Source organism: Kitasatospora sp. NPDC001527, assembly GCF_040298605.1.
Classification (GTDB): domain Bacteria; phylum Actinomycetota; class Actinomycetes; order Streptomycetales; family Streptomycetaceae; genus Kitasatospora.
The window spans coordinates 95,991-118,279 of sequence record NZ_JBEPAM010000006.1 but is presented as its reverse complement, the minus strand read 5'-3'; the positions used below and the strand labels follow the sequence as shown (position 1 = coordinate 118,279).

The 22,289-nt window shown below is 74.4% G+C and carries 22 protein-coding genes; 11 read left to right on the top strand and 11 right to left on the bottom strand.

Features of this window, described 5'->3' with window-relative positions; all coding sequences use genetic code 11:
- The first annotated feature begins 14 nt into the window (after positions 1-14).
- Positions 15-296: a ribbon-helix-helix domain-containing protein gene (locus tag ABT238_RS08555; protein ID WP_350756200.1), complete on the top strand. Its 282-nt coding sequence runs from the start codon at positions 15-17 to the stop codon at positions 294-296.
- Positions 297-436: 140 nt separating this feature from the next.
- On the opposite strand, the gene ABT238_RS08550 is transcribed toward ABT238_RS08555, so the two are convergent.
- From ABT238_RS08550 to ABT238_RS08515, 8 genes are all read right to left on the bottom strand, one after another.
- Positions 437-2,179, bottom strand: coding sequence for an SDR family oxidoreductase (locus tag ABT238_RS08550; protein WP_350756198.1), 1,743 nt, complete (start codon positions 2,177-2,179; stop codon positions 437-439).
- Positions 2,176-3,102 carry a M24 family metallopeptidase gene (locus tag ABT238_RS08545; RefSeq protein ID WP_350560680.1) on the bottom strand — a complete coding sequence of 309 codons (927 nt, stop codon included), beginning with the start codon at positions 3,100-3,102 and terminating at the stop codon, positions 2,176-2,178. The genes ABT238_RS08550 and ABT238_RS08545 overlap by 4 nt, the downstream gene beginning before the upstream one ends.
- A gap of 15 nt (positions 3,103-3,117) precedes the next feature.
- The gene (locus ABT238_RS08540; protein WP_350560682.1) at positions 3,118-4,206 is read right to left on the bottom strand and encodes a PDR/VanB family oxidoreductase; all 1,089 of its coding nucleotides are present in this window, start codon (positions 4,204-4,206) and stop codon (positions 3,118-3,120) included.
- A 144-nt stretch (positions 4,207-4,350) separates the two neighbouring features.
- A complete protein-coding gene (locus ABT238_RS08535) occupies positions 4,351-5,268 on the bottom strand; it encodes a metal-dependent hydrolase (RefSeq protein WP_350756196.1) in 918 nt (305 codons plus the stop codon).
- A gap of 228 nt (positions 5,269-5,496) precedes the next feature.
- Entirely contained in the window at positions 5,497-6,276 is a 780-nt protein-coding gene (locus ABT238_RS08530; protein WP_350560686.1) for an IclR family transcriptional regulator, read from the bottom strand.
- A gap of 171 nt (positions 6,277-6,447) precedes the next feature.
- Positions 6,448-6,891, bottom strand: coding sequence for a hypothetical protein (locus tag ABT238_RS08525; RefSeq protein ID WP_350756194.1), 444 nt, complete (start codon positions 6,889-6,891; stop codon positions 6,448-6,450).
- Between the two features lie 163 nt (positions 6,892-7,054).
- Positions 7,055-8,431, bottom strand: a complete 1,377-nt coding sequence (allB, locus tag ABT238_RS08520) for an allantoinase AllB (protein ID WP_350756192.1) — start codon at positions 8,429-8,431, stop codon at positions 7,055-7,057.
- 105 nt (positions 8,432-8,536) lie between these two features.
- Positions 8,537-9,679: a glycerate kinase gene (locus ABT238_RS08515; RefSeq protein WP_350756190.1), complete on the bottom strand. Its 1,143-nt coding sequence runs from the start codon at positions 9,677-9,679 to the stop codon at positions 8,537-8,539.
- 347 nt (positions 9,680-10,026) lie between these two features.
- Here ABT238_RS08515 and ABT238_RS08510 point away from each other — a divergent pair, with 347 nt between their 5' ends.
- The 6 genes from ABT238_RS08510 to ABT238_RS08485 all read left to right on the top strand — a co-directional run bounded on the left by ABT238_RS08510 (position 10,027) and on the right by ABT238_RS08485 (position 14,186).
- Positions 10,027-10,308, top strand: coding sequence for a thiamine-binding protein (locus ABT238_RS08510; RefSeq protein WP_502884141.1), 282 nt, complete (start codon positions 10,027-10,029; stop codon positions 10,306-10,308).
- Positions 10,305-10,685, top strand: a complete 381-nt coding sequence (locus ABT238_RS08505; RefSeq protein WP_350756188.1) for a helix-turn-helix domain-containing protein — start codon at positions 10,305-10,307, stop codon at positions 10,683-10,685. The genes ABT238_RS08510 and ABT238_RS08505 overlap by 4 nt, the downstream gene beginning before the upstream one ends.
- 246 nt (positions 10,686-10,931) lie before the next feature.
- Positions 10,932-11,453 carry a 2-oxo-4-hydroxy-4-carboxy-5-ureidoimidazoline decarboxylase gene (uraD, locus tag ABT238_RS08500; RefSeq protein ID WP_350756186.1) on the top strand — a complete coding sequence of 174 codons (522 nt, stop codon included), beginning with the start codon at positions 10,932-10,934 and terminating at the stop codon, positions 11,451-11,453.
- A gap of 39 nt (positions 11,454-11,492) precedes the next feature.
- Complete coding sequence (gene uraH, locus ABT238_RS08495) at positions 11,493-11,828, top strand: hydroxyisourate hydrolase (protein WP_350756184.1); 336 nt, start codon at positions 11,493-11,495, stop codon at positions 11,826-11,828.
- 28 nt (positions 11,829-11,856) lie between these two features.
- A complete protein-coding gene (pucL, locus tag ABT238_RS08490; RefSeq protein ID WP_350560703.1) occupies positions 11,857-12,777 on the top strand; it encodes a factor-independent urate hydroxylase in 921 nt (306 codons plus the stop codon).
- Between the two features lie 23 nt (positions 12,778-12,800).
- Entirely contained in the window at positions 12,801-14,186 is a 1,386-nt protein-coding gene (locus ABT238_RS08485; RefSeq protein WP_350756182.1) for an 8-oxoguanine deaminase, read from the top strand.
- Positions 14,187-14,272: 86 nt separating this feature from the next.
- Here ABT238_RS08485 and ABT238_RS08480 read toward each other — a convergent pair whose 3' ends face one another.
- A complete protein-coding gene (locus ABT238_RS08480) occupies positions 14,273-15,547 on the bottom strand; it encodes an MFS transporter (RefSeq protein WP_350756180.1) in 1,275 nt (424 codons plus the stop codon).
- Between the two features lie 55 nt (positions 15,548-15,602).
- On the opposite strand from ABT238_RS08480, the gene ABT238_RS08475 reads away from it, so the two are divergent.
- Positions 15,603-16,631, top strand: a complete 1,029-nt coding sequence (locus ABT238_RS08475; protein WP_350560709.1) for an ArsR/SmtB family transcription factor — start codon at positions 15,603-15,605, stop codon at positions 16,629-16,631.
- A gap of 86 nt (positions 16,632-16,717) precedes the next feature.
- Here the strand turns inward: ABT238_RS08475 and aceB are convergent, their stop codons facing one another.
- Positions 16,718-18,364 carry a malate synthase A gene (gene aceB / locus ABT238_RS08470; protein ID WP_350756178.1) on the bottom strand — a complete coding sequence of 549 codons (1,647 nt, stop codon included), beginning with the start codon at positions 18,362-18,364 and terminating at the stop codon, positions 16,718-16,720.
- Positions 18,365-18,508: 144 nt separating this feature from the next.
- On the opposite strand from aceB, the gene ABT238_RS08465 reads away from it, so the two are divergent.
- The 3 genes from ABT238_RS08465 (at position 18,509) to ABT238_RS08455 (ending at position 20,883) form a co-directional block, all read left to right on the top strand.
- Complete coding sequence (locus ABT238_RS08465) at positions 18,509-19,306, top strand: IclR family transcriptional regulator (RefSeq protein ID WP_350560713.1); 798 nt, start codon at positions 18,509-18,511, stop codon at positions 19,304-19,306.
- Between the two features lie 214 nt (positions 19,307-19,520).
- Entirely contained in the window at positions 19,521-20,204 is a 684-nt protein-coding gene (locus tag ABT238_RS08460; protein ID WP_350756176.1) for a hypothetical protein, read from the top strand.
- A 349-nt stretch (positions 20,205-20,553) separates the two neighbouring features.
- Entirely contained in the window at positions 20,554-20,883 is a 330-nt protein-coding gene (locus ABT238_RS08455) for a MoaF-related domain-containing protein (RefSeq protein WP_344337676.1), read from the top strand.
- A gap of 97 nt (positions 20,884-20,980) precedes the next feature.
- Here the strand turns inward: ABT238_RS08455 and ABT238_RS08450 are convergent, their stop codons facing one another.
- Entirely contained in the window at positions 20,981-22,129 is a 1,149-nt protein-coding gene (locus ABT238_RS08450; RefSeq protein WP_350560718.1) for an alpha/beta hydrolase, read from the bottom strand.
- Positions 22,130-22,289 lie beyond the last annotated feature (160 nt).

Here is a 22,289-nt window from a genome sequence, read left to right as displayed (position 1 = left end):
GGCACCCTACGCAGATGGCTCTCAAGCGCACGACCGTCTACGTCGACGCCGAAGACCTCGCCGTGATCAAGGAGGCGGCAGCCCGGGAGGGGATGGCGGAGGCGGAGATCATCCGGGAAGGGATCCATCTCGCCGCCATGTCCCCCCGGCGCACCTGGGACGAACCGTTCTTCAGCCGGACCCACAAGCCGATCGGCGAGGCCACTGAGGACGACCTCTGGGCCGACAGGGCAGCGGCCTACGAGCGAACGAAGCGGGCCGCCGCCCTGCCCGAGCGAGAGCAGGGCCCTGCGTGATGTCAACGAGACTTCCGGGCGGTCCGCCCTCTGACGGCCGAGCACAAAGCCTTCCGGATCCTGCCCTTCGATCTGTGAGCCGTCCTCATCGGTCCGGGGCGCGCGGTGCCACCGCGTGCCCCGGGCCTCGGCGCCCCCGTTCAGGTGACGTCGAGGCGGGCCGCGAGGCGCAGGAGACCGGGGGCGAGGCGGCTGAGGAGCCGGGCGGCCTTGGCCTCGGGGGTGACGGGGACGACGGGCTTGTTGGTGCGGACGGCGGTCAGGATCGCGGTGGCGACCTTCTCCGGCGGGAAGCCGCGCCGGGCGTAGAGGCGGGCGGCGCGGGCCCGCTTGGCGGCCTGTTCGTCGGCGGTGGTGGCGGAGAAGGTGGAGGTGCGGGTGATGTTGGTGTTGACGATGCCGGGGCAGATGGTGGAGACGCCGATGCCGTGGCCGGCGAGTTCGGCGCGCAGGCAGTCGGAGAGCATGAAGACGGCGGCCTTGCTGGTCGCGTAGGCGGTGAGCGCCTTGGACGGCAGATAGGCGGCGGCGGAGGAGAGGTTGACGATGTGGCCGCCCTCGCCGCGCTCGGCCATCAGGGCGCCGAAGGCGCGGCAACCGTGGATGACGCCCCAGAGGTTGACGTCCAGGACCCGCTGCCACTCCTTCTCGGTGGTCTCCAGGAAGGAGCCGGAGTGGCCGATGCCGGCGTTGTTGACGACCACGTCGGGCACACCGTGCTCGGCGGCGATCTGCTGGGCGAAGGCGTCGACGGCGGCGCCGTCCGCGACGTCGACCCGGTAGGCGTACGCGGTCGGGCCGATCAGGCCGGCGAGGTCGGCGGTGCGGCGGGCCGCGTCGAGGTCGACGTCGCAGACCACCACCCGGGCGCCCTCCTCGGCGAAGGCGAGGGCGGTGGCCCGGCCGATGCCGCTGCCGCCTCCGGTGACGACGACCAGCCGGCCGTCGTGGGGCGTGCCCGCGCCGGCCGCGGGGCGGGCGGCCTCGCCGGCCTCGGTGCGGGCGACGTGTCGGCGGACGAGTCCGGCCACGGTGGTTCCCTTCTCCAGCAGCGCGGACCAGTGGGTGGCGCGCAGGGTACGGCGGGTCAGTCGGGGCACCCAGCGCTCCAGGCCCTCGGAGAGGTAGCCGCCGACGTAGTGGTCCTCGGTGAGGGTGATCAGCTGGACCGGCACCTCGGTGCGGCGTTCGCGCGGGTGGCGCAGGGTGGGGCGCATGTTGGCCCGGTAGAGCTCTATGCCGCGCACCGCGTCGCGGCGCAGGCTGGGCTGCGGGTGGCCGGGGCGCGGGGTGACGCCCTCCAGGTCGCGCAGCACCCGGGGCCAGGCGCGGGCGAGGCCCAGGCGCCAGACGCCGGGGGCGAGGTAGGGCAGGTGGAAGGCGGTGATGTACCAGGAGTGGGCGCCCTGGGAGAGCAGTTGCCGCAGGTGGCGGGGGGTGGGGCGGCGCAGCCGCTCGCGCAGCCAGTGGCCCATGTGGTCCAGGCAGGGCCCGGACATGGTGGTGTAGGAGGCGAGGCGGCGTTCGGCGCCGGGGGTGGTGACGGCCTCCCAGGACTGCAGCGAGCCCCAGTCGTGGGCGACGACGTGCACCGGGCGGTCGGGGCTGACGGCGTCGGCGACGGCGAACAGGTCGGCGGCGAGCTGTTCGAGGCGGTAGCCGGCGCGGTCGGCGGGGACGCCGGAGGCGCCGGCGCCGCGCACGTCGTAGCGGACCACGTGGTGGTCGCGGGCGAGGTCGGCGGCGACGTCGTCCCAGACGGCGTGGGTGTCGGGGTAGCCGTGGACCAGCAGGACGGTGGGGGCGGAGGGGTCGCCCTGCTCGTGGACGGCGAGCGGCAGGCCTCCGGAGTGGACCGTGCGGCGGCGGGTGGGGGTGCTCATCGGGCGGCTCCCTCGGTGGCGGTCGCGGTGGTCTTGGCGGTGGTCTTGGCGGTGGGCGCGCTGGGCTCGGTGGTCGTGGTGGTGGTCTTGATGGCGGCAGTATTCCAGCGGCGGACGTGCGGGAGGTCGTCGTCCAGCCAGTAGGCGTCGTCCTCGGTGACCACCAGCAGTTCCTCGAACTTGATGCCGACCTCGCGGAACCCGATGTGCGGTTCCACCGCCCACAGGCCCGGGGTGGGCGCGTGCCGGGAGGAGCGGCCGTCCGCCCAGAGCGGGGAGCGGCCGTGCAGGCGCTCGCTGACGAGTTCGCGGCCGAGCGTCTGGAGGGTTCGCACGCCGAAGCCGAAGACGTTCACCCCGGCCGGGCCGCGGGCCGTCATCCGGGTGACCTGGTGGCCGATCACCCGGCCCGGGTAGACCCGGTGGCGGTTGTCGTAGCCGTGCGCCTCGATCTGGGCGTCGACGGCCGCGTACACCTCGGCGAGCGGCTTGCGGGCGCGGACCTCGGCGAGGATCAGCTCGCGGTAGACCCGCAGGTCGGCGGCCAGGCGGTCCCAGACGCGGTTCTCGCCGACCTTGCCGCCGTAGCCGATGTCGGCGGTGTAGCCGTCGACGACGGGCGCGCAGTCCAGCACGTACGGCATGCCCTCCTGGAGGCGGCGGTTGCCGGCGAAGAACTGCAGCGGGGTGTGGAAGTGGCGGAAGGCCGTCCGGTCGCCGAACCAGGCGAAGGGGACGTGGAAGAAGTCCTGCACGCCGGCGGCGACCAGGCGGCGGCGCAGCTCCGCGGTGGCCTGGCGCTCGGTGACGCCGGGTTCGATCCAGGCGGCCACCTGCTCGGCGCAGTCGTAGGCGAGCTGCTGGGTCTCCCGGAAGCGGGCGAGGTCGCGCTCGGTGAACGGGAAGGCGGGGGTGCGCGGCACGGCGGGGCTCTCCTTCTAGAGGTCCAGCACGAGGGTCTCGCCCTCGGCGGCGCGGGAGACGCAGGGCAGCAGGGCGCCGGCGGCGCGCTGGTCGGGGGTGAGGCGGCGGTCGCGGTGGTCGGCGGTGCCGGCCAGCAGGCGGACCTCGCAGGTGCCGCAGAAGCCCTGCCGGCAGGAGTAGGCGAGGTCGGGGCGGGCCTCGCGCAGCACGTCCAGGGCGGAGCGGTCGGCGGGGACGGCCAGTTCGGGGCCCCCGGCGCCGAGGCGGACGGTGAACGGTTCGCCGTCGGTGACCGGGGCGGCGCCGAAGCGTTCGAAGTGCAGGGCGGCGGCGGGCGAGCCGTCGAGGGCCCGCCGCACGGCGGCGAGCATCGGCGCCGGGCCGCAGCAGTAGACGGCGGCGCCGCGCGGGGCGTGGGCGAGCAGGTCGGCGCCGGTGGGCGGGCCGCCGTGCTCGTCGTCGGTGCGCAGGTGGACCCGGCCCGGGTCGAGGGCGCGCAGTTCGGCGGCGAACGGGAGGGTGTCGGCGCTGCGGCCGGTGTGGACCAACTGCCAGTCCAGGCCGTGCCGCTGGGCCTCGCGGGCCATCGGCAGCAGCGGAGTGACGCCGATGCCGCCGGCCAGCAGCAGCACGGCCGGCTCGGCGCAGAAGGCGAAGCCGTTGCGCGGGCGGCGGGCGGTGAGCCGGGTGCCGGGGTGGACGGTGTCGTGGAGCTCGACGGAGCCGCCGCCCCCGTCGGGCAGGCGGCGCACGGCGACCCGGTAGGCGGCGCGGTCGGCGGGGTCGCCGCAGAGCGAGTAGTGGCGCTCACGGCCGGAGGGGAGGGTCAGGCGCAGGTGGGCGCCGGGCTGCCAGGCCGGGAGGGGGCTGCCGGAGGGGTCGGCGAGGGTCAGCTCGACGGCGTCGGCGGCGACGGCGCGGCGGGCGGTGACCACCAGGGCGAGCGCCGGGGCGGGGCGGCTGACGGGGCGCCGGGGGTTGCGGCGCAGCAGCGGGCCGCCGAGGGCCGGGCTGTAGCGGTCGCCGAACGCGGTGAGGAAGCGGAAGAAGGTGTCGGCGCGGGGGCGGCCGTAAAGGTCGGGGGGTGGGGTGCGCAGGTCCATCCGGCGGGGTCCTTGGGGGATCGGGCTCGAACGCGGGCGGGGGGACGGGCTCGGGTCCTCGGGGGCGGCTGACAACTGACAACTGACAGCTGACAGATTTCAGATGACAGATAACAGATAACGTCATCTGTCAGTTGTCAGCTGTCAGTGGCCTCCGGAGGCGGCGCGGGCGGCCGGGGAGGTCGCGAGGTAGCCGAGGGCCTGACTGGAGGAGCCCTCCTGGGTGGGGTGGTAGCCCGGGCGCAGGTAGCGCAGCCCGGAGCGGAGCGACCTGACCGGATCGGGCAGCAGACCGCGCCGGGCGATCCGGCCGGCCTCGCGCCAGGTGGGCCTGAGCCGGCCGTCCAGGGTGGGATCGGCGGCGAGCAGGAAGCGGGCGCCGCGCACCCAGAGGTGCACCAGCAGCGGACCGGAGACCAGCATGCCGCGGATCCGGCGGGCGTAGCCGGGGTCGAGGTGGACCATCAGGTCGAAGGCGACGCTGCGGTGCTCGACCTCCTCGGCGCCGTGCCAGCGCAGCAGATCGAGCATCGTCGGGTCGGCCTTGGCGCGGTCCAGGCCCGGGGAGTTGAGCGCCCAGTCGCCGAGGAAGGCGGTGAAGTGCTCGATCGCCGCGATGAAGGCGACGCGTTCGATGAGGTTCTCGCGGCGGCGGGCGGCGGACAGCCCGGGCTTGTCGCCGAGGACGCGCTGGAACAGCCAGGCGATCTGGCGCACGTACGGGCGCGGGTCGAGGCCCTGGCCGAGCAGGTGGTCGAGGACCTCCTGGTGCGCCTCGGCGTGGATGGCCTCCTGACCGATGAACCCCAGCACCTCCTCACGGAGTTGCTCGTCGCGGATCAGCGGCAGGGCCTCCTTGAAGACCTTGACGAACCAGCGCTCGCCCTCCGGCAGCAGCAGGTGCAGGACATTGATGACGTGGGTGGCCATCGGCTCGTCGGGGATCCAGTGCAGCGGCAGAGCCGCCCAGTCGAAGCGGACGTCGCGGGGCTCCAGGACGAGGCCCTCGTGCACCCGGGCGGCGGGCGCGGCGAGGGCGGGGACGGGGGTGGGGCTGGGCATGGAAGGGCCCTCCTGACCTGCGGGCGGCGGCTCGACCCGGCTCAACGTACTCGCGGGTAGCCCGCGCCACAAGGGTTTCGGCGGCCCCTATCGACATCGAGTCTAATAAGTGCCGCGCACCCCTCGCCCGCCCGACGAACCCCGCTGGACCCCTCCGCGCCCCTCCGCGCCCCTCCGGAAAACGCGAGGACCCCGCCGGAGCGGGGTCCCTGGGCGCATGCGGCGCGGTCAGACCGCCATCGCGAGCATCAACGGCGCCGCGCGGGCCGCGAGCAGTTCTGCCGCCGCCTTCAGCCGGTGCACGCTGTCGACCGGCAACGAGGTCGCCAGACAGCCGACCGTGCTGCCGGCGGTCACCGGCACGGCCGCGCACACCGTGCCGAGGGCATACTCCTGGATGTCCAGCACCGGCACGGTGGCCGGCTGGCGCTCCAGGCGGTGCATCAACTGGTCGGCGTCGGTGACCGTCCGCGAGGTCAGGCGGGCCACCGGGTGGCGGGACAGGTGGTCCCGGCGGGCGTCGTGGTCGAGCTGGCTGAGCAGGCACTTGCCGATCGCGCTGGCGTGCGCGGTGGCCCGGAAGTCCACCCACTCCTGCACCGCCGGCGCGTACTCGGAGGCCGAGACCGCCTCGACCGACAACTCCCCTTCGTGGTAGCGGCCGAAGTACACCGCGGCGCCCAACTCGTCGCGCAGCTCGGCGAGTTTGCTGTCCAGCCGGGCTCGGACCAGCTGCTCCCGGTTGTGCTGGCCGAGCAGCGCGAAGGTTCCGCCGAGCACCCAGCCGCCGTCCTGACAGGTGAGGTAGCCCTCGATCTCCAGGATCTCCGCGAGCCGGCGAACCGTCGGCAGCCCCAGGGACGTCTCCCTCGCCAGGGCGACCAGAGTGACGCCGCCGGGGTGCCGGTCGACGGCTTCCAGCAGTCTGAGGGCGTGCTGCAAGGAGGCGAACGAACCGGGCACGCCCTGCTCCGGTACGGCGTGGCGGCCCGGGGCTGGTGTCGACATGTCGTCCCCTTCCGATGTCCCCCCGCGGCGTGACCGGCGGGTAGCTCCAGCCTATAGACCGCCGGACTCCGTCAACGCCCGCTTCGCCGGATATCCGTCCGGACGCGGTGGAACACTTGACTGGCATATGCCCCACCGCGCCCCCTCATACCCCCTTGCGGCCGGCGGCGGTCAGCAGTGCGGGACCACCGGGTCGTTGCTGCCGGTGTAGACCCAGGCGTCCGGGACGGCCAGGGTGCGGAAGGTGAAGCCCGACGCGCCCGCGCCCGGCCACTCGTACAACTCCACCTTGTCCCAGACCGTGCTGGTGCCCCACGGTCCCTGGACCGCCGGGCCGCTGAGCCAGCAGCTGATCGACAGCCCGGTGTTGTACGGGAACGCCGTGAACAGTTCGTCGGACCAGGCGACCTGCGGGCGCCCGTCGTAGAAGCGGGACCACAGGCCGTCGGTGGCCGCCACGCAGCCGTTCCACCCGATCCAGGGACGGTCGCTGGCGTGTCCCCCGATCGCGTCGCACCCGTCGGCCGCCCGGGCCGTTCCCGCTCCGCTCGCGATACCGCCGGCCATCAGGCCGGCCGACATGGCCACGGCGGCCAGTGCCTTCCTCACCCGCATGTCAACTCCTCCGTTCCGTCACGACGTTCGCCGCGTCCGGTGGCACTCAGTGCAACACCGTCCGACCCCACCGGACCAGGCCCCGCCGAACCCGGCGACCACCGGTGGACAGTCGCGCGGAGGCGGAGCCACCCGGCCGACCCGCCGCAGGCGTGGGCGCGGATCACCCGGTCCGGACGGGGCCCGCGCCGGGGCCGACGAGTCGGACACCGAAGGGCTCGCCGGCGACGTCCACCACCCGGCCGCGCAGCCAGGTGGTGCGCACCGCGCCGGTGAGCGTGCGGCCCGCGTACGGGGTGACCGGGTTGCGGTGGTGCAACTCGCCGGGGTGCACGGTGAACCGGGCGTCCGGGTCGAAGGCGACCAGGTCGGCGTCACGGCCGACCGCGATCGCGCCCTTCCGTCCGTCGAGGCCGACCAGCCGGGCCGGCCCCGCCGACATCCAGCCGGCCACGTCGGCGAGGGTGTGGCCGCGCCGCCGGGCCTCGGTCCAGACCGCCGACAGGCCGAGCTGGAGGGAGGCGATGCCGCCCCAGGCCACCGCGAAGTCCCCGCTGCCACCCTGCGCGGGCAGCAGCTTGAGGTCGGGGGTGCACGGCGAGTGGTCGGAGACCACGGCCGCGAACTCCCCCGCTGCCAGGGCCGTCCAGAGCGCTTCGCGGTTGGCCTCCTCGCGGATCGGCGGGCAGCACTTGAACGCCGTGTCGCCGTCCGGGACCTGCTCGGCGGCCAGGGTCAGGTAGTGCGGGCAGGTCTCGGCGGTGACCTCGACGCCCTCCGCCCGGGCCCGGCGCAGCAGCGGCAGCACCGCGGCCGAGGAGACGTGCAGGACGTGCACCCGGGCGCCGGTCCGGCGGGCCGCCGCCAGCAGCCGGGCAACGGCGGCGGTCTCCGCGCCTGCGGGGCGGGAGGCAAGGAAGTCCCGGTAGTGGACGCCGGGTTGCCGCGGTGCGGCGGCCAGCACGGCCGGGTCCTCGGCGTGGATGACGGCCAGCGCCCCGAGCCCGGCCTGCTCGGCGAGCGCGGCCTCCAGGGCGGTCGGCTCCAGGTGCGGGAACTCGTCCACGCCGCTCGGCGCGAGGAAGGACTTGAAGCCGAACACGCCCGCGCGGTGCAGGGGTTCGAGGTCGGCGAGGTTGCCGGGGACGGCTCCGCCCCAGAAGCCGAGGTCCACCCAGGTCTGCCCCTCGGCGGCCTTCCGCTTGGCCTCCAGGCCGGGGAGCGTGGTGGTGGGGGGCACCGAGTTGAGCGGCATGTCGACGATGGTGGTGACACCACCGGCTGCGGCCGCCCGGGTGGCGGTGGCGAAACCCTCCCACGCGGTGCGGCCGGGCTCGTTGACGTGCACGTGGGTGTCGACCAGGCCGGGCAGCAGGGCGGTGTCACCGAGGTCGGTCGGCCCGGCGCCGTCGGCCGCCAGGGAGCCGTGCGCGGCGATCCGCGCGATCCTGCCGTCCCGGACCAGCACGTCCGCGGGGCCTTCGCCGTCCGGCAGCACCACCCGGCGGGAGCGGATCACCACGGTCTCGCTGAGGGACATGGGGCCTCCGGAGCCTGGCCGAGGGGTGGGGTGGGTCGAAGGTCGGCCCGGAGCCTAGGCGGCCTTCAACAAAGCGTCAATGGAGCCATCGGGATCGAACGGCCGCTAGCGGCGCAGGAGTTCCACCGCCAGCCGCTCCCCCGCGACCTCGGCCAGCTCTCCGGCCCTGGTCAGGCTCTCGGCGGGGCTCCGGCCCAACTCGCTGAGCGCGTACGCGGCGACGAAGCCGGCCTCCCGCCACTCGCGTTCGGACAGCTCGACCCGCCCCGCCACGGCGGCCACCCGGACCCCCGCCCTGGCGGCCGCCGCGGCGACGCCGGCGGGGGCCTTGCCGTGGAGCGTCTGCGCGTCCAGGCAGCCCTCGCCGGTGACGACCAGGCGCGCCCCGCGCACCGCCTCCTCGAAGCCCAGCAGGTCGAGCAGGAACTCGATGCCGGGTCGCATGGTGGCGCCCAGCAGGGCCAGCGCGGCGAAGCCGACGCCGCCCGCGGCCCCGGCCCCGGGGGCCGCGCGGAGGTCCCGGCCGACGGCGGCGCCGACGACGTCGGCGAACCGGGTCAGCCCCTCTTCCAGCACCACCAGGTCCTCGCCGCTCGCGCCCTTCTGCGGGCCGTAGACGGTGGCGGCCCCGCGCGGGCCGAGCAGCGGGTTGTCGACGTCGCAGGCCACGATCACCTCGACGCCCTCCAGCGTGCGGGCCAGCGGGCCGGGGACGATCCGCTCCAGCCTTCTCAACGCGGCGCCACCGGGGAGCAGTTCGGCGCCCTCGGCGTCCAGCAGGGAAACCCCGAGCGCCTGCAGCAGACCGGCGCCGCCGTCGGTGCCGGCGCTGCCGCCGAGTCCGAGCACGATCCGCCGGGAGCCCCGGCCGACCGCCCGGCCGATCAGCTGGCCGACCCCGTAGGAGCCGGCCGTCAGCGGGGCGGTCCGGCCTCCGGGCAGCCTGGCCAGCCCGGAGGCCTGGGCGAGTTCGACGACGGCGGTGGTGCCGCGGACGGCGAGCGCGGCGTCCACCGGCAGGCCGGTGGGGCCGGCCACCGTGGCGGGAACCCTGGCGAAGCCGGCCGCGAGGGCGGCGGCCAGGGTGCCCTCGCCTCCGTCGGCGACCGGCAGTTCGCGAACCTCGGTGCCGGGGGCGGCGCGGCGGATGCCTGCGGCGATCCGGGCGGCCGCCTCGGCGCCCTCCAGGGTGCCCTTGAACTTGTCGGGCGCGACGACCACATGACCCTGGTGGCGGTTGGCGGACATGGTGGGGGCCTCACTTCCGGGCTGGGTCTGGCGATGGTTCATCAAGCATGGGCCCCCGCCGGGTGCGAAGCGCCGGGCAGAGGTCGGCACCCGTCGGCCGACGACTGACAGCTGACAGCTGACAAATTTCAGATGACAGATAACAGATAACAGATTCTGTCAGCTGTCAGTCCCGTCCCCGGGCCGGCGACCGCAGCCACCGGGTGCTCCGCGATGCGGAAGAGGAATTCTGTTCCACGGAATCCTCCCCAGCCCGTCGAGCGACCACCAAGGCACCCGCAACCACCCACCCGCCGAATCGAACCGACCCCCCTCCCGCCCATCGCTAGAGTGAGCAGGTGCGATTGATGGTGGAGTTCACGACAGAACCGTTCGAGCTGGAGACCTTCCCGCCGCACGCGGCGGCGGCCCGCCGGGCGGTCGACGAGGCCGGACTGGCCGTCTCGGTCGGCCCGTTCGGCACCGGCGCCGAGGGCGGGGCGGACCAGGTGCTGACCGCCGTGACCGCGCTGCTCCGCGAGAGCCTGGAGGCCGGCGCGACCCGGATCTCGCTCCAGCTCAGCGTGCTCGGCGACGCCGGGAACACGGACGGCGCGAGCGGCGAAGCCGGCGAGGGTGGCAGGCCGTGACCGAGCAACCGCAGCACCCGCTCGCCTCGGCGCTCAAGCCGCTGCTCGACGCGGTCGGCGCGACGGCCGTCCCGCTGGACGAGGCGAAGCCCGAGGACGTCGTCCTGGAGTGGGAGGGCGAGCGGGCGCTGGCCGTCCGCCTGCCGCACCTCGGCAGCGCGCTGGACCGCCTGCTGGCCGAGACGACCCGCCAGTTCGGCGGCCGGCCACTGGCCGAACTGGAGCGCTCCGAGAAGCAGCGCGTGGTCGCCCTCCTGGAGGAGCGCGGCGCGTTCACCGTCCGCCACGGCGTGGAGACGGTCGCGACGGCGCTCGGCGTCAGCCGCTTCACCGTGTACAACTACCTCAACCGCCAGGACGCTTCGAAGTCGAACTGACCCGGAACCGCACCGGAGCCGCCCACGGACCCGCTCCGGGCCGCACGTCAGCCCGAACGGGCACGCCCCGCCGAGGAGGTCACTCCGACCCGCGCCCCGGCGGGGCACACTTGTCTCATCATCCATAACCCGCCCCGGCGGCCAGGCCCGCCGGAGGCGATGACACCAACCGTTCAACAAAGTGTTGACGGCCCGATCCCGCCGATCTAGCTTGTGCGGGTGGCACCACTCCCAGGAGGTCCACTCGTGACCAACCACCCCCGCGCCGTCGACGCCCCTGACGGCCTCGACGCCCTGGCGGCCGCCGACGCCGCCGGGCTGAGGGAGATCCTGCTGGGCGTCTGCGCCAGCCGCGCCTGGGCCGACGCCGTCGCGGCGACCCGCCCCTGGCGGGGCCGCCGGGCCCTGCTCGACGCCAGCGCCGCGGCCACGGCGGCCCTCTCCGCGGCCGGTCTTCGCGACGCGCTGGCCGGCCACGCCCGGATCGGCGTCCCCGGGGCGGGCGACGCCACCACCGAGCGGGAGCAGGCCGGAGTCCGCGGCGCCGACCCGGCCCTGCTCGACGAGCTGCGGAGAGCGAACGCCGCCTACGAGGCCAGATTCGGCCAGGTGTTCCTGATCTGCGCGACCGGCCGCACCGCCGCCACCGTGCTCGCCGCCCTGCGCGAGCGCCTCCCCAACACCCCCGCCGCCGAGACGGAGATCGTCCGGGACGAACTGCGGAAGATCAACGAGATCCGCATCACCCGAATGCTCGACGGAGCCTGACGTGGCGTCGGATCAAGAATCAGTGAGGCCACCCCGCCCATGACCGGTATCTCCACCCACGTGCTCGACACCAGCCTCGGCCGCCCCGCCGAGGGCGTCCCGGTCGAGCTCGCACTGCGCACCGGGGGCGGCTGGACGGTGCTCGGCACCTCCGCCACGGACTCCGACGGCCGGGCCACGGACCTGCCGGCCGTGCAGGCGGGCGCGGTCGTCCGGCTGGTCTTCGACACCGCCGCGTACTTCGCCCGGACGACCGAGGACCAGCCGTTCTTCCCGGAGGTCTCGATCGTCTTCACCGTCGCGCCCGCGCAACACCACTACCACGTGCCGTTGCTGCTGAACCCGTTCGGCTACTCGGTCTACCGCGGCAGCTAGGCCGTTCGATTGAGAGGGGCACCACGCCATGGCCCACGTGCTCGGTCAGAACCAGTACGGCAAGGCGGAGAACCGCATCGTCCGCGTGTGCCGGGATTCCGCCCGCCACGAGATCAAGGACCTGAACGTCTCGGTCTCCCTCTCCGGCGACCTGGCGGACGTCCACCTCACCGGATCCAACGCCAACTGCCTTCCCACCGACACCACCAAGAACACCGTCTTCGCCTTCGCCAAGCAGTACGGCATCGAGTCCGCCGAGGCCTTCGGCATCCTGCTGGCCCGGCACTTCGTGGACCACACCGAGCGCGGGGTCATCCACCGGGCCCGGATCCGGATCGAGGAGTACGCGTGGGAGCGGATCCCCACCTCCGGCACCGCCACCCGCCCCACCGGCTCCGAGGAGGCCGGCCACTCCTTCGTGCGCAGCGGCCAGGAGGTCCGCACCAGCGAGATCGTCTACGACGGCCAGGGCGTCCAGGTGATCTCCGGTCTGAAGGACCTGGTCGTGCTGAACTCCACCGACTCGGAGTTCTGGGGCTACATCAAGGACAGGTACACCACCCTCCAGGAGGCGTACGACCGGATCCTCGCCACCCAGGTCACCGCCCGCTGGAAGTACGGCTACACCGGCCGTGACGGCGAGGCCCAGCCGCACTGGAACGCCTGCTACACCCAGGTCCGGCGGGACCTGCTGGAGGCCTTCGCCGAGACCTACTCCTACTCGCTGCAGCAGACCCTGCACGCGATGGGCACCCGCGTCCTCGACCGCCGCGCCGAGGTCGACGAGGTGCGCCTCGAACTCCCCAACAAGCACCACTTCCTGGTCGACCTGGAGCCGTTCGGGCTCACCAACGACAACGAGGTCTACTACGCCGCCGACCGGATGTACGGCCTCATCGAGGGCACCGTGCACCGCGAGGGCGTCGTCCCGGTCATCCCGGTCGCCTGACCGGCATCTCCCCTGGAGTTCCCATGGCCGTCCAGCCCCCGCCCGCCGACCGGCGGACCGTCATCGAGAACGCGGCGATCGCCACCGTCGACGCCCACGACACCGAGTACGCCCGCGGCCACGTCGTCGTCCTCGGCAACCGGATCGAGTCGGTCGGCGAGGGCCCCGCCCCGGCGTGGCCGGACCCCGCGGCGCGCCGGATCGACGCGCGGGGCCACCTGGTCACCCCCGGCCTGGTCAACACCCACCACCACTTCTACCAGTGGATCACCCGCGGCCTCGCCCAGGACGACATCCTCTTCGACTGGCTGGTCGCCCTCTACCCGACCTGGGCCCGGATCGACGACCGGCTCGTGCACGCCGCCGCCCGGGGCTCCGCCGCCGCCCTGCTCAAGTCCGGCTGCACCACCGCCGCCGACCACCACTACGTCTTCCCCCGGGACGGCGGCGACATCCTCGGCGCCGAGATCGAGGCCGTGCGCGAACTCGGCCTGCGGTTCACCGCGTCGCGCGGCTCCATGGACCGGGGCAGGAAGGACGGCGGCCTGCCCCCCGACCACGCCGTCGAGGACCTCGACGCCATCCTCGCCGCCTCCGAGGAGGCCGTCGACCGCCACCACGACGCCTCCCCCGGCTCCATGCTGCGGATCGCCCTCGCCCCCTGCTCGCCGTTCTCGGTCTCCACCCGGCTGATGCGCGAGTCCGCCGAACTCGCCCGCCGCAAGGGCGTCCGGCTGCACACCCACGGCTCCGAGACGGCCGAGGAGGAGGCGTTCTGCAAGGAGTTGTTCGGCATGGGCCCCACCGACTACTTCGAGTCGGTCGGCTGGCTGGGCGAGGACGTCTGGATGGCGCACTGCGTCCACATGAACGACTCCGACATCGCCAAGTTCGCCGGGACCGGCACCGGCGTGGCGCACTGCCCGTCCTCCAACGCCCGGCTGGGCGCCGGGATCGCGCGGGTGCCCGAGATGCTGGCGGCCGGCGTCCCGGTCGGCCTCGGCGTCGACGGCACCGCCTCCAACGAGTCCGGCGAACTCGGCACCGAACTGCGCAACGCCCTGCTGCTCAACCGCCTGCACGGCTCACCACGGGCGCTCACCGCCCGCCGGGCCCTGCGGCTGGGCACCATGGGCGGCGCCCGGGTGCTCGGGCGGCAGGACGAGATCGGCTCGATCGAGGCCGGCAAGCTCGCCGACCTCGCGCTGTGGAAGGTCGACGGCCTGATGCACTCCTCGATCGCCGACCCGGTCGCCGCGCTCGTCCTCGGCGCGCTGCCGCCGCTGGCGCTCCTCCTCGTCAACGGCAACACCGTCGTCGAGCAGGGGCGGCTGACCACGGTGGACGAGGAGCGGATCGCGCGGGACTGCGCCCGCGCGGCCAGGGATCTCTCCACTCGCGCGATCTGACGCTGTCTCGGACCTCCCCGGAAATCCCGGTGGTACAGGGACGGCGCCGGCTCCCACCCCCGTGGGGCGCCGGCGCCGCACCCGGCTCAGGAGGTCTGCGGCGCGGCCGACCCCCGCACGGCCGCGCCCCGTACCGCCGGCAGCAGCGCGGGACCGGCCAGCGCGAACACCCCCGCCAGCACCACCCAGCCGACCGCCCCGTGGTCCACCGCCATCAGCGTGACCACCAGCGGCCCGATCACGTGCGCGCCCGCCTGCCCGCTCAGGAACACCCCCTGGTACTCGCCGTGCGCCCGCGGATCCGCCAGGTCCAGGCTGAGCGTCCAGCCGCCCGCCGAGGTGAGCAACTCCCCCACGGTGTGCACCAGCGCGCCCGCCAGCAGCGCCGCGGCCGCCGCCCACCCCGGGCCGTACCCCGCCACCGCGTAGGCCAGGCAGCCGGCCGCCAGCAGCAGCGCCCCCTGCGAGCAGGCCCGCGCCGCCGAGGGGACGTCCGCCACGCCCCGGCTCGCCCGCACCTGGAACAGCACCACCAGCAGGCAGTTGACCACGTTCACCGCCGCGACCGTGGCGGCCGGCGCCTCGGTGCCGAGCACGATCCACAACGGCAACCCGACGGTCAGCACGGCGAGTTGCAGCTCCAGCACCGCGTGCAGCACGGTGACCAGCAGATACCGGCGGTCCCGCAGCGCCGTCCAGCGCCCACCCGGGCCGGTCCGGCCAACCCCACCGCCGGCCGCGGAGGTTGCGGGCAGCGACAGCCCCACCAGCAGCGCCGTCACCCCCAGGAAGCTCACCGCGTCCAGCACCGCCATCGTCACGTACCCGGCGTAGGAGTCCGCCTGCAGGGCGAGCGCCGCGCCGCCCGAACCGACCACCAGGCCCGCGTTCGCCACCGACCGCAGCAGCGCCCGCGACCGCACCTGCCCCTCGGCCGGCAGCGCCCGCGCGATCAGCGCGCTGCGCACCGCCGCCGCACCCCGCGAGAGCACCGTCGCGGCGCAGGCCAGCGCCACGAAGGCGGCGAAGGAGTGCACGAAGGCGTAGCCGAGCACCGCCGCCGCCTCCAGCGGGCCGAGCACGAGCAGCAGCCGCCTGCTCCCGGTCCGGTCGGCGAGCCGCCCCATCGGCACCCCGGCGAACACCCCGCAGATCCCGGCGACGGTGAGGCCGAGCGCCACCGATCCGGGCGTCAGGCCGATGGCGCGGGTGAAGAACAGCACGTTCACCGTGACGAACAGCCCGTCACCGACGGCGTTCACCAGGGTCATCAGCGCCAGCCGGCGCAGCAGCGGATCGGCGGGCAGCAGGCGGCGGCCGGGGGCACGCGGGCGTGCCCCCGCAGAGGTGGAGGAGGTCATGGCAGAAGCACAGCGGGGTTCCCGGACGGGCGGAATTCTTTTACCGTTACGGTCAATGTTCGAGTTCCGTCTCGGCGTCGACGACCTCGCCGCCACCTGGTTCGCCTACTCCCCGCTGCAGGAGGCGGTGCTGGGCCTGCGCGCCCGCCGCCGGCCGTCGTACTACCCGGAGCAGCAGCCGTGGATCGCCGGCTGGCAGGACCGCTACGCCACCCTGGACACCGAACTGCTGGACGTGCTGACCGCGCCGAGCGGCTTCGTGCCGGACTTCCTGACGCCCCGCCCGGACGTGCCCCGGCCGGACTTCGACAGCGAACTGGCACGACTGGCCGCCACCCCGCCGGAGGTGGTGCGGGCGGACCTGCTGGCCGCCTACCCGGGCGGCGGATGCCCGCTGCCCCCGGTGCTGGCGGCGCCGATCGACGACCCGGCGGCGCTGGCCGCGCTGACCGCCCGGGCGGCGGAGGCGCTGTCCGGGTACTGGAGACGGTGCCTGGCCCCGGCGTGGTGGCCGCGGGCGCGGTCGGTGCTGGAGGCGGACCTCGCGTACCGGGCCCGGCTGCTCTCCGAACGCGGCGCGGAGGGCCTGTTCGCGGACCTCGACGCCCGGATCTCCTGGCGGGACGGGGTGCTGCGGCTGATCGACCACACTCCGGTGGTCCGGGCGCTCGGCACCTCGGTGGTGGACGTGGCGGGCCGCGGACTGGTGCTGATCCCGACACTGGGCGGACGCGGCGCGCAGACCGACATCACCCAGGACGGCCCGCCGCTGATCACCTACCCGGCGCGCGGCAGGGCCACCATGGCGGAGGGCCTGCCGGGCACCGCCTGCACGGAGGGGCGGGCGCTGCCGGCCGGGCTGGTGGGGCTGATCGGCCCGGCCCGGGCGCGGCTGCTGGTGCTGCTGGCGGCCCCGGCCAGCACCACGGAACTCGCCCACCGGCTGGGGGTGACGCCGGGCGCGGTCAGCCGGCACCTCGGCGCGCTGGCGGCGGCCGGCCTGCTGGAGCGCACCCGGCACGGCCGCCGGGTGCTCTACCGGCGCAGCGGCCTCGGCGACGCGCTGGCGGCAGGCCGGCCCTGAGGCGGCCCCGGTACGGCCCGGGGCGCCCCGGGGCGGCTGACGGCGGCCGAGGGTGCCTGAGGCGCTTGACGGCGGCCGAGGGTGTCTCAGTCCAGCAGGGGCAGCGCGGGCAGGGTCAGGAAGTCCACGAACTCCTCGTCCAGGGCGACCTGTTCGAACAGTCGCGCGGCCTCGTCCCAGCGTCCGGCGGCGTAGCCCTCGTCGCCGAGTCCGGAGCGCAGCGCGGCCAGCTCGTCGGCGACCAGGCGGCGCACCAGTTCGGCGGTGGCCTTCTCGCCGGTGTCGGCGAGGACGACGTCGTTGTGGATCCACTGCCAGATCTGCGAGCGGGAGATCTCGGCGGTCGCGGCGTCCTCCATCATGTGGAAGATGGCGACCGCGCCGAGGCCGCGCAGCCAGGCCTCGATGTAGCGGATGCCGACCTGGACGGCGTTGTGCAGCCCCCGGCGGGTGCAGCTGCCGCCGGCGCCGGCGATGTCGAGGAGCTGCCCGGCGGTGACCTCTCCGGCCGGTCCGGGGGCGTCCTTCTGGTGCGGGCGCCCGCCGAGGACGGCGTCGAAGCAGGCGCGGGCGACCGGGACGAGGTCGGGGTGGGCGACCCAGGAGCCGTCGAAGCCCTGGCCGGCCTCGCGGTCCTTGTCGGCCCTGACCTTCTCCAGGGCGGCCGCGTTGACCTCGGGGTCCTTGCGGCTGGGGATGAAGGCGGCCATCCCGCCGATCGCGTGGGCGCCGCGCCGGTGGCAGGTGCGCACCAGCAGCCGGGCGTAGGCGGCCATGAACGGGGAGGCCATGGTGACGCTGTTGCGGTCCGGCAGGATGTGGTGCGCGCCGGCGTCGCGGAAGTTCTTGACGAGGGAGAACAGGTAGTCCCAGCGGCCGGCGTTGAGGCCGGCGGCGTGGTCGCGCAGTTCGTGGAGGATCTCGTCCATCTCGAACGCGGCGGTGATGGTCTCGATGAGCACGGTGGCGCGGATCGTGCCGTACGGGATGCCGAGTTCGGCCTGGGCATGGGTGAAGACGTCGTTCCAGAGCCGGGCCTCCAGGTGGCTCTCGGTCTTCGGGAGGTAGAAGTACGGCCCGGAGTTGGGGTCGTCCGCGCCGCGCGCGAGCAGCCGGGCGGCGTTGTGGAAGAAGTAGAGGCCGAAGTCGAGGAGGGCGCCGGCCACCGGTTCGCCGTCGACCAGCAGGTGGCGCTCGTCGAGGTGCCAGCCGCGCGGGCGGACGACGACGGTGGCCAGCTCGGCGGCGGGCCGCAGGGTGTAGGCCTTGCCGGCGGGGGTGGTGAAGTCGATCCGGCCCTCGAAGGCGTCGGTCAGGTTGATCTGGCCGCCGAGCACGTTCTCCCAGGTGGGCGAGGTGGCGTCCTCGAAGTCGGCGAGCCAGACCTTCGCGCCGGAGTTGAGCGCGTTGATCGCCATCTTGCGGTCGGTGGGGCCGGTGATCTCGACCCGGCGGTCCCGCAGCGCCCTGGGGGCCTCGGCGACCCGCCAGTCGGCGGCGCGGACGGCGGCCGTCCCGGGGAGGAAGTCCAGGGTGCCGGTGCGGGCGATCTCGGAGCGGCGTTCCCGTCGGCGGGCGAGCAGCTCGCGACGCCGGCCGTCGAACGCGCGGTGCAGACCGGCGACGAAGGCGAGCGCCGGCGCCGTGAGCACCTCCTCGGCCCGGTCGACGGGCGGACCCGCGACCGTGACGGCCGCGGTGGCGGAGGCTCCGGATCCCTGATCTTCAGCCATGAGCACGACACTCCTTGCTGGAGGACTGGATTCTGTAAGGTGGAGATTAGTTTCCGCGATACAGAATTTCAACGGACTGTTGAGCTGATTGCCGGACCGCACCCCTCCCCGACAGCGCTCCTCCCGACAGCGAAGGGACCGCCGGTGGCCCCGACCTCCGACAGCACCGAGAGAACGACGACGGAGCGCGCGAGCGGCGGAGTGCAGTCCGTCGAGCGCGCCTTCCAGCTGCTGGAGGCGCTCGCCGACTCCGGCGGCGTGGCGACGCTCAGCGAGCTCGCCGCCTCCTCCGGCCTGCCGATGCCGACCATCCACCGCCTGGTTCGTACCCTCGTCCAGCAGGGCTATGTCCGCCAGGACTCCGCCCGCCGCTACACGCTCGGCCCCCGGCTGATCCGGCTCGGCGAGACCGCCGGCCGGCTGCTCGGCAGCTGGGCCCGCCCCTACCTGGCGGAACTCATGGAGGCCACCGGCGAGACCGCCAACCTGGCGGTACTGGAGGGCGGCGAGGTGGTCTACGTCGGCCAGGTGCAGTCGCGGCGCTCGATGCGGATGTTCACCGAGGTCGGCCGGCGGGTGCAGCCGCACTGCACCGGCGTCGGGAAGGCGCTGCTGGCGCAGCTGCCGGAGGAGGAGGCCCGCGCCGTCCTCGGCCCCGACCCGCTGCCCGCGCACACCCCGCACACGGTGACCGACCCGCAGGAGCTGATGCGCCAGCTGGCCGAGGCCCGCGAGCGCGGCTTCGTGGTGGACGACCAGGAGCAGGAGATCGGGGTGCGCTGCATCGCGCTCGCCGTCCCGGGCGCGCCGACCCCGACGGCGCTGTCGGTCTCCGGTCCGGAGGCCCGGATCCGGGCCCTGGAGGAGCCGGACGGCGCGGCGTCCCTGGTGCCGGTGATGCAGGCGATCGCGACCAGGCTCGGGCAGGTCCTGGCCCCCTGACAGCCGGCCCCGCGGACGGGGAACGTCCGTACGTCTGGCGTTCGCCCGTTCGAGCCCTCCCGAGGGCGGGTTGCCCCCGGGTTGCCCGGGCCCGGCGGACCCGTCGGCGACGCTGGTCCGGACGCGGCCCGCGACGGCGCGGGGCGCCGGACACGGAGGGCAGGTGGGCGGGATGACCCGCAGTGGATCCGTTCGAGGTCTCCTCGGTAGGTCCTTGGCGGTGGGGTGCGCGGTGGCGGCGCTGGCCGCCGGGCAGGCGTGGGCGGACGACTGCACGGCGGACGACCAGGCTCTCGCACCGGCCGTGAGCGCCCCGGCGGCCGAGCCGGCGGGCGACCAGGCGGCGGGCGACCAAGCCGCGGGCGACCAAGCCGCGGGCGGACAGGCGGCGGACGATCAGGCCGCGGGCGACCCTGCGACGGTGGGCCCGGACGCGGCGAACCCGGGGGCTTCCGGCACCGGCTCGGCAGCGGCGGCCCGGCCGTCGGACTCCGACCTCTACGTGGTCCGGATCGACCCGGACGCCGCCCCGCCCGGCGGCACCACGACGGTGCACGCCTTCATCGGCAACCTCGGCCCGGACACCACGGCCTCGCCGTTCACCGTCGTGGTCACCCTGCCCGATGGCGTCAGCGCCGAGGGCCCGTACTTCCCGGAGAACTGTTACGCCTTCCAGGAGGGCCACCGGGTGCGCTGCACCTTCCCGGCCGGGCTGCCACAGTTCCGCAGCGCGACGGCGCTCGTTCCCGTCCGGCTGGCGGAGACCGTGCCGGCCCCCGGCACGCTGACCGGGGGCTGGGTCTCGGTGCGCAGCGTCGACGACTGCAACGAGGAGAACAACCGGCAGCCGTTCGAGATCGCGGTCGTCGAGACCACCGGTCCGCGACCGGCGGTCTGACCGGCGGACTGGGGGGGGCGGACTGGGGGGGCGGGCTGAGGGGCGGACCGAACGGCACTCCGGCCGCCCGCTGGAGCGGCCGGGTTCTCGGCCTGCTGCCGGGCCGGCGGCCGTCCTCCGCCGGCCCGACGGCCGCCGTGGCCGGTCGGCGGTGGACGCGATCGGCTCCGCCGGGCGTCCCGGCGGACGGCGGAGCGGGGTGCCGGAGCTGTCCGGGGTGGCGGGTCCGACAGGGAAAGTGCGCCACGGAGGCGGGGTGGTCGGATAGGTTGGAGATCCATCCGCGCCGACCGGAACCGTCCGGACCGCGCCGGGCACCTCACCCGGAGACAAGGAGACCCGCCCCACCATGACCGCGTCCCTGCCCGCCTTCGCCGGCCGCACCTACCTGTTCCGGGTCGACAACGGCGCGGCCTTCCGCAACGCCTACTCGGCCGACGGCAAGCGGCTGCGCTGGGAGGGGCTCGGCGAGTCGGCGGGCCAGTGGGAGGACGTCACCCTGCACGTCGCCGAGGTCGGGCCGCAGCTGTACTTCGTGAGCTGGACCGAGGTGAGCGGCATCACCGTCAGCCACGTCATGGACCTGGCCCGGATGACGGTCCGCGCGTTCTGGACCTACGAGGGCGAGGGCGGCCGGGTCGGCGAACTGCACACCGGCACCCTGGAGCAGGTGGCCTGAGCCGGATCCCCGGGCCGGGTCCGCTTCCGGTCCCCGGCTCCTGGTTCCCGGCTCCTGGCCGCTGCTTTCCGGCCACCGCGCTCCGCGCCGGATCCGGTCAGGCCGGCCGGCCGGCGGCCGGGACGGCCAGGCGCTGGGAGATCCACTCCAGCGAGGACGGCAGCAGCCGGCTCCAGGTCTCGAAGTTGTGGCCGCCGGTCTCCAGCATGCTGTAGGAGACCTTCATCGGGCTGTGCGCGGCGGCCACGAACGCCTCGGTATCGCGGCGGTAGTCGCCGTCGCCCTCCTTGGTGCCGGCCAGCAGCACGGCGATCTTGGGCTGCGGGAGGTTCTTGAGCCGCCACATCAGGTCGGCCTCGTTGCGCCGCTGGGCGCTGCCCTTGAAGAGGTCACCGGTGGTCGGGTCCTCGGCCGCCTGGTAGTAGCCGGAGAGCGAGACGGCGGTCGGGAAGACCTCCGGGTGGCGCATCGCCAGCTTGAGCGCGCAGTAGCCGCCGGTCGAGTTGCCCATGAAGGCCCAGGCCTGCGGGTCGGCCGACACCCGGTAGGTCGCCTGGACCGCCGAGGGCACGTCCTTGGTGAAGTACGTCTCGGACTGCGCGCCGCCCGGGATGTCCTCGCACTCGGTGTCCTGCGGCAGCGCCGGGGAGGGGCGAACCAGCACCATCACGGTCGGCTGCATGCGGCCCTCCTGGAGCAGCTTGAGCGCCGCGCCCGGGTAGTTGAGCCGGGTGACGAGGTTCTTGGCGATGCCGGGGAAGCCGGTGCTGACGATCAGGACCGGGAACTGCTTCTGCGCGTACTCCGGCTGGAAGTACTGCGGCGGCAGGTACACGTACCCCTCGGTGGAGAGGCGGGTGGTGGCCCCGTCGATGCGGACCTCGCGGATCTCGCCGGACTTCTCGGGGTCGCGGCCGAGCGCCCCGCCACCCTGCACCTCGGCGTGGCCGATGGTCTCCACGCGCAGCCGCCCGGAGGCGTCCACCTTGTTCTGGATGACCACCGGACCGTTGTCGCCGGTGCCCAGCAGGTCGTCCCAACTGCTGTAGAACGCGAAGTAGTTGTTGGCCACCAGGCCGAGCGCGGCGAGCACGGTCAGCTGGGTGGCGAGCAGGGCGCCGATCCGGCCGAGGACGGCCTGCCAGCTCCGCTTCGACAGTCTGGGCCACAGCCAGACCGTTCCGGCCATCGCCGCGACGGCGATCAGGACGGTCAACGCCAGCACCTTGTGGCTCGTCAGACCCATGTCGTGTTTGCTCCCACGCCTCGTACTCCCCCGCCCCCGGGGGAAGGACACCCGGGAGGGCCGCCCCGGTTCCCCCGTCCGCGACGGGGCCGTCGCCCGGCGCGACCACTCAGCCTAGCGCCCCCGTGAGCCGCTCCGCCCCCGCCGACCAGCGGTGACG

Excerpts from the sequence above, each read along its gene's own strand:
- ABT238_RS08485 (WP_350756182.1), top strand. The coding sequence starts at position 12,801 with ATGGCCGTCCAGCCCCCGCCCGCCGACCGGCGGACCGTCATCGAGAAC.
- ABT238_RS08510 (WP_502884141.1), top strand. The coding sequence starts at position 10,027 with ATGGTGGAGTTCACGACAGAACCGTTCGAGCTGGAGACCTTCCCGCCG.
- ABT238_RS08515 (WP_350756190.1), bottom strand. The coding sequence starts at position 9,679 with ATGTCCGCCAACCGCCACCAGGGTCATGTGGTCGTCGCGCCCGACAAG.
- ABT238_RS08540 (WP_350560682.1), bottom strand. The coding sequence starts at position 4,206 with ATGGACCTGCGCACCCCACCCCCCGACCTTTACGGCCGCCCCCGCGCC.
- ABT238_RS08550 (WP_350756198.1), bottom strand. The coding sequence starts at position 2,179 with ATGAGCACCCCCACCCGCCGCCGCACGGTCCACTCCGGAGGCCTGCCG.
- uraH (WP_350756184.1), top strand. The coding sequence starts at position 11,493 with ATGACCGGTATCTCCACCCACGTGCTCGACACCAGCCTCGGCCGCCCC.
- ABT238_RS08455 (WP_344337676.1), top strand. The coding sequence starts at position 20,554 with ATGACCGCGTCCCTGCCCGCCTTCGCCGGCCGCACCTACCTGTTCCGG.
- ABT238_RS08530 (WP_350560686.1), bottom strand. The coding sequence starts at position 6,276 with ATGTCGACACCAGCCCCGGGCCGCCACGCCGTACCGGAGCAGGGCGTG.
- ABT238_RS08475 (WP_350560709.1), top strand. The coding sequence starts at position 15,603 with ATGTTCGAGTTCCGTCTCGGCGTCGACGACCTCGCCGCCACCTGGTTC.
- pucL (WP_350560703.1), top strand. The coding sequence starts at position 11,857 with ATGGCCCACGTGCTCGGTCAGAACCAGTACGGCAAGGCGGAGAACCGC.
- allB (WP_350756192.1), bottom strand. The coding sequence starts at position 8,431 with ATGTCCCTCAGCGAGACCGTGGTGATCCGCTCCCGCCGGGTGGTGCTG.
- ABT238_RS08480 (WP_350756180.1), bottom strand. The coding sequence starts at position 15,547 with ATGACCTCCTCCACCTCTGCGGGGGCACGCCCGCGTGCCCCCGGCCGC.
- ABT238_RS08525 (WP_350756194.1), bottom strand. The coding sequence starts at position 6,891 with ATGCGGGTGAGGAAGGCACTGGCCGCCGTGGCCATGTCGGCCGGCCTG.
- ABT238_RS08450 (WP_350560718.1), bottom strand. The coding sequence starts at position 22,129 with ATGGGTCTGACGAGCCACAAGGTGCTGGCGTTGACCGTCCTGATCGCC.
- ABT238_RS08555 (WP_350756200.1), top strand. The coding sequence starts at position 15 with ATGGCTCTCAAGCGCACGACCGTCTACGTCGACGCCGAAGACCTCGCC.
- aceB (WP_350756178.1), bottom strand. The coding sequence starts at position 18,364 with ATGGCTGAAGATCAGGGATCCGGAGCCTCCGCCACCGCGGCCGTCACG.
- ABT238_RS08535 (WP_350756196.1), bottom strand. The coding sequence starts at position 5,268 with ATGCCCAGCCCCACCCCCGTCCCCGCCCTCGCCGCGCCCGCCGCCCGG.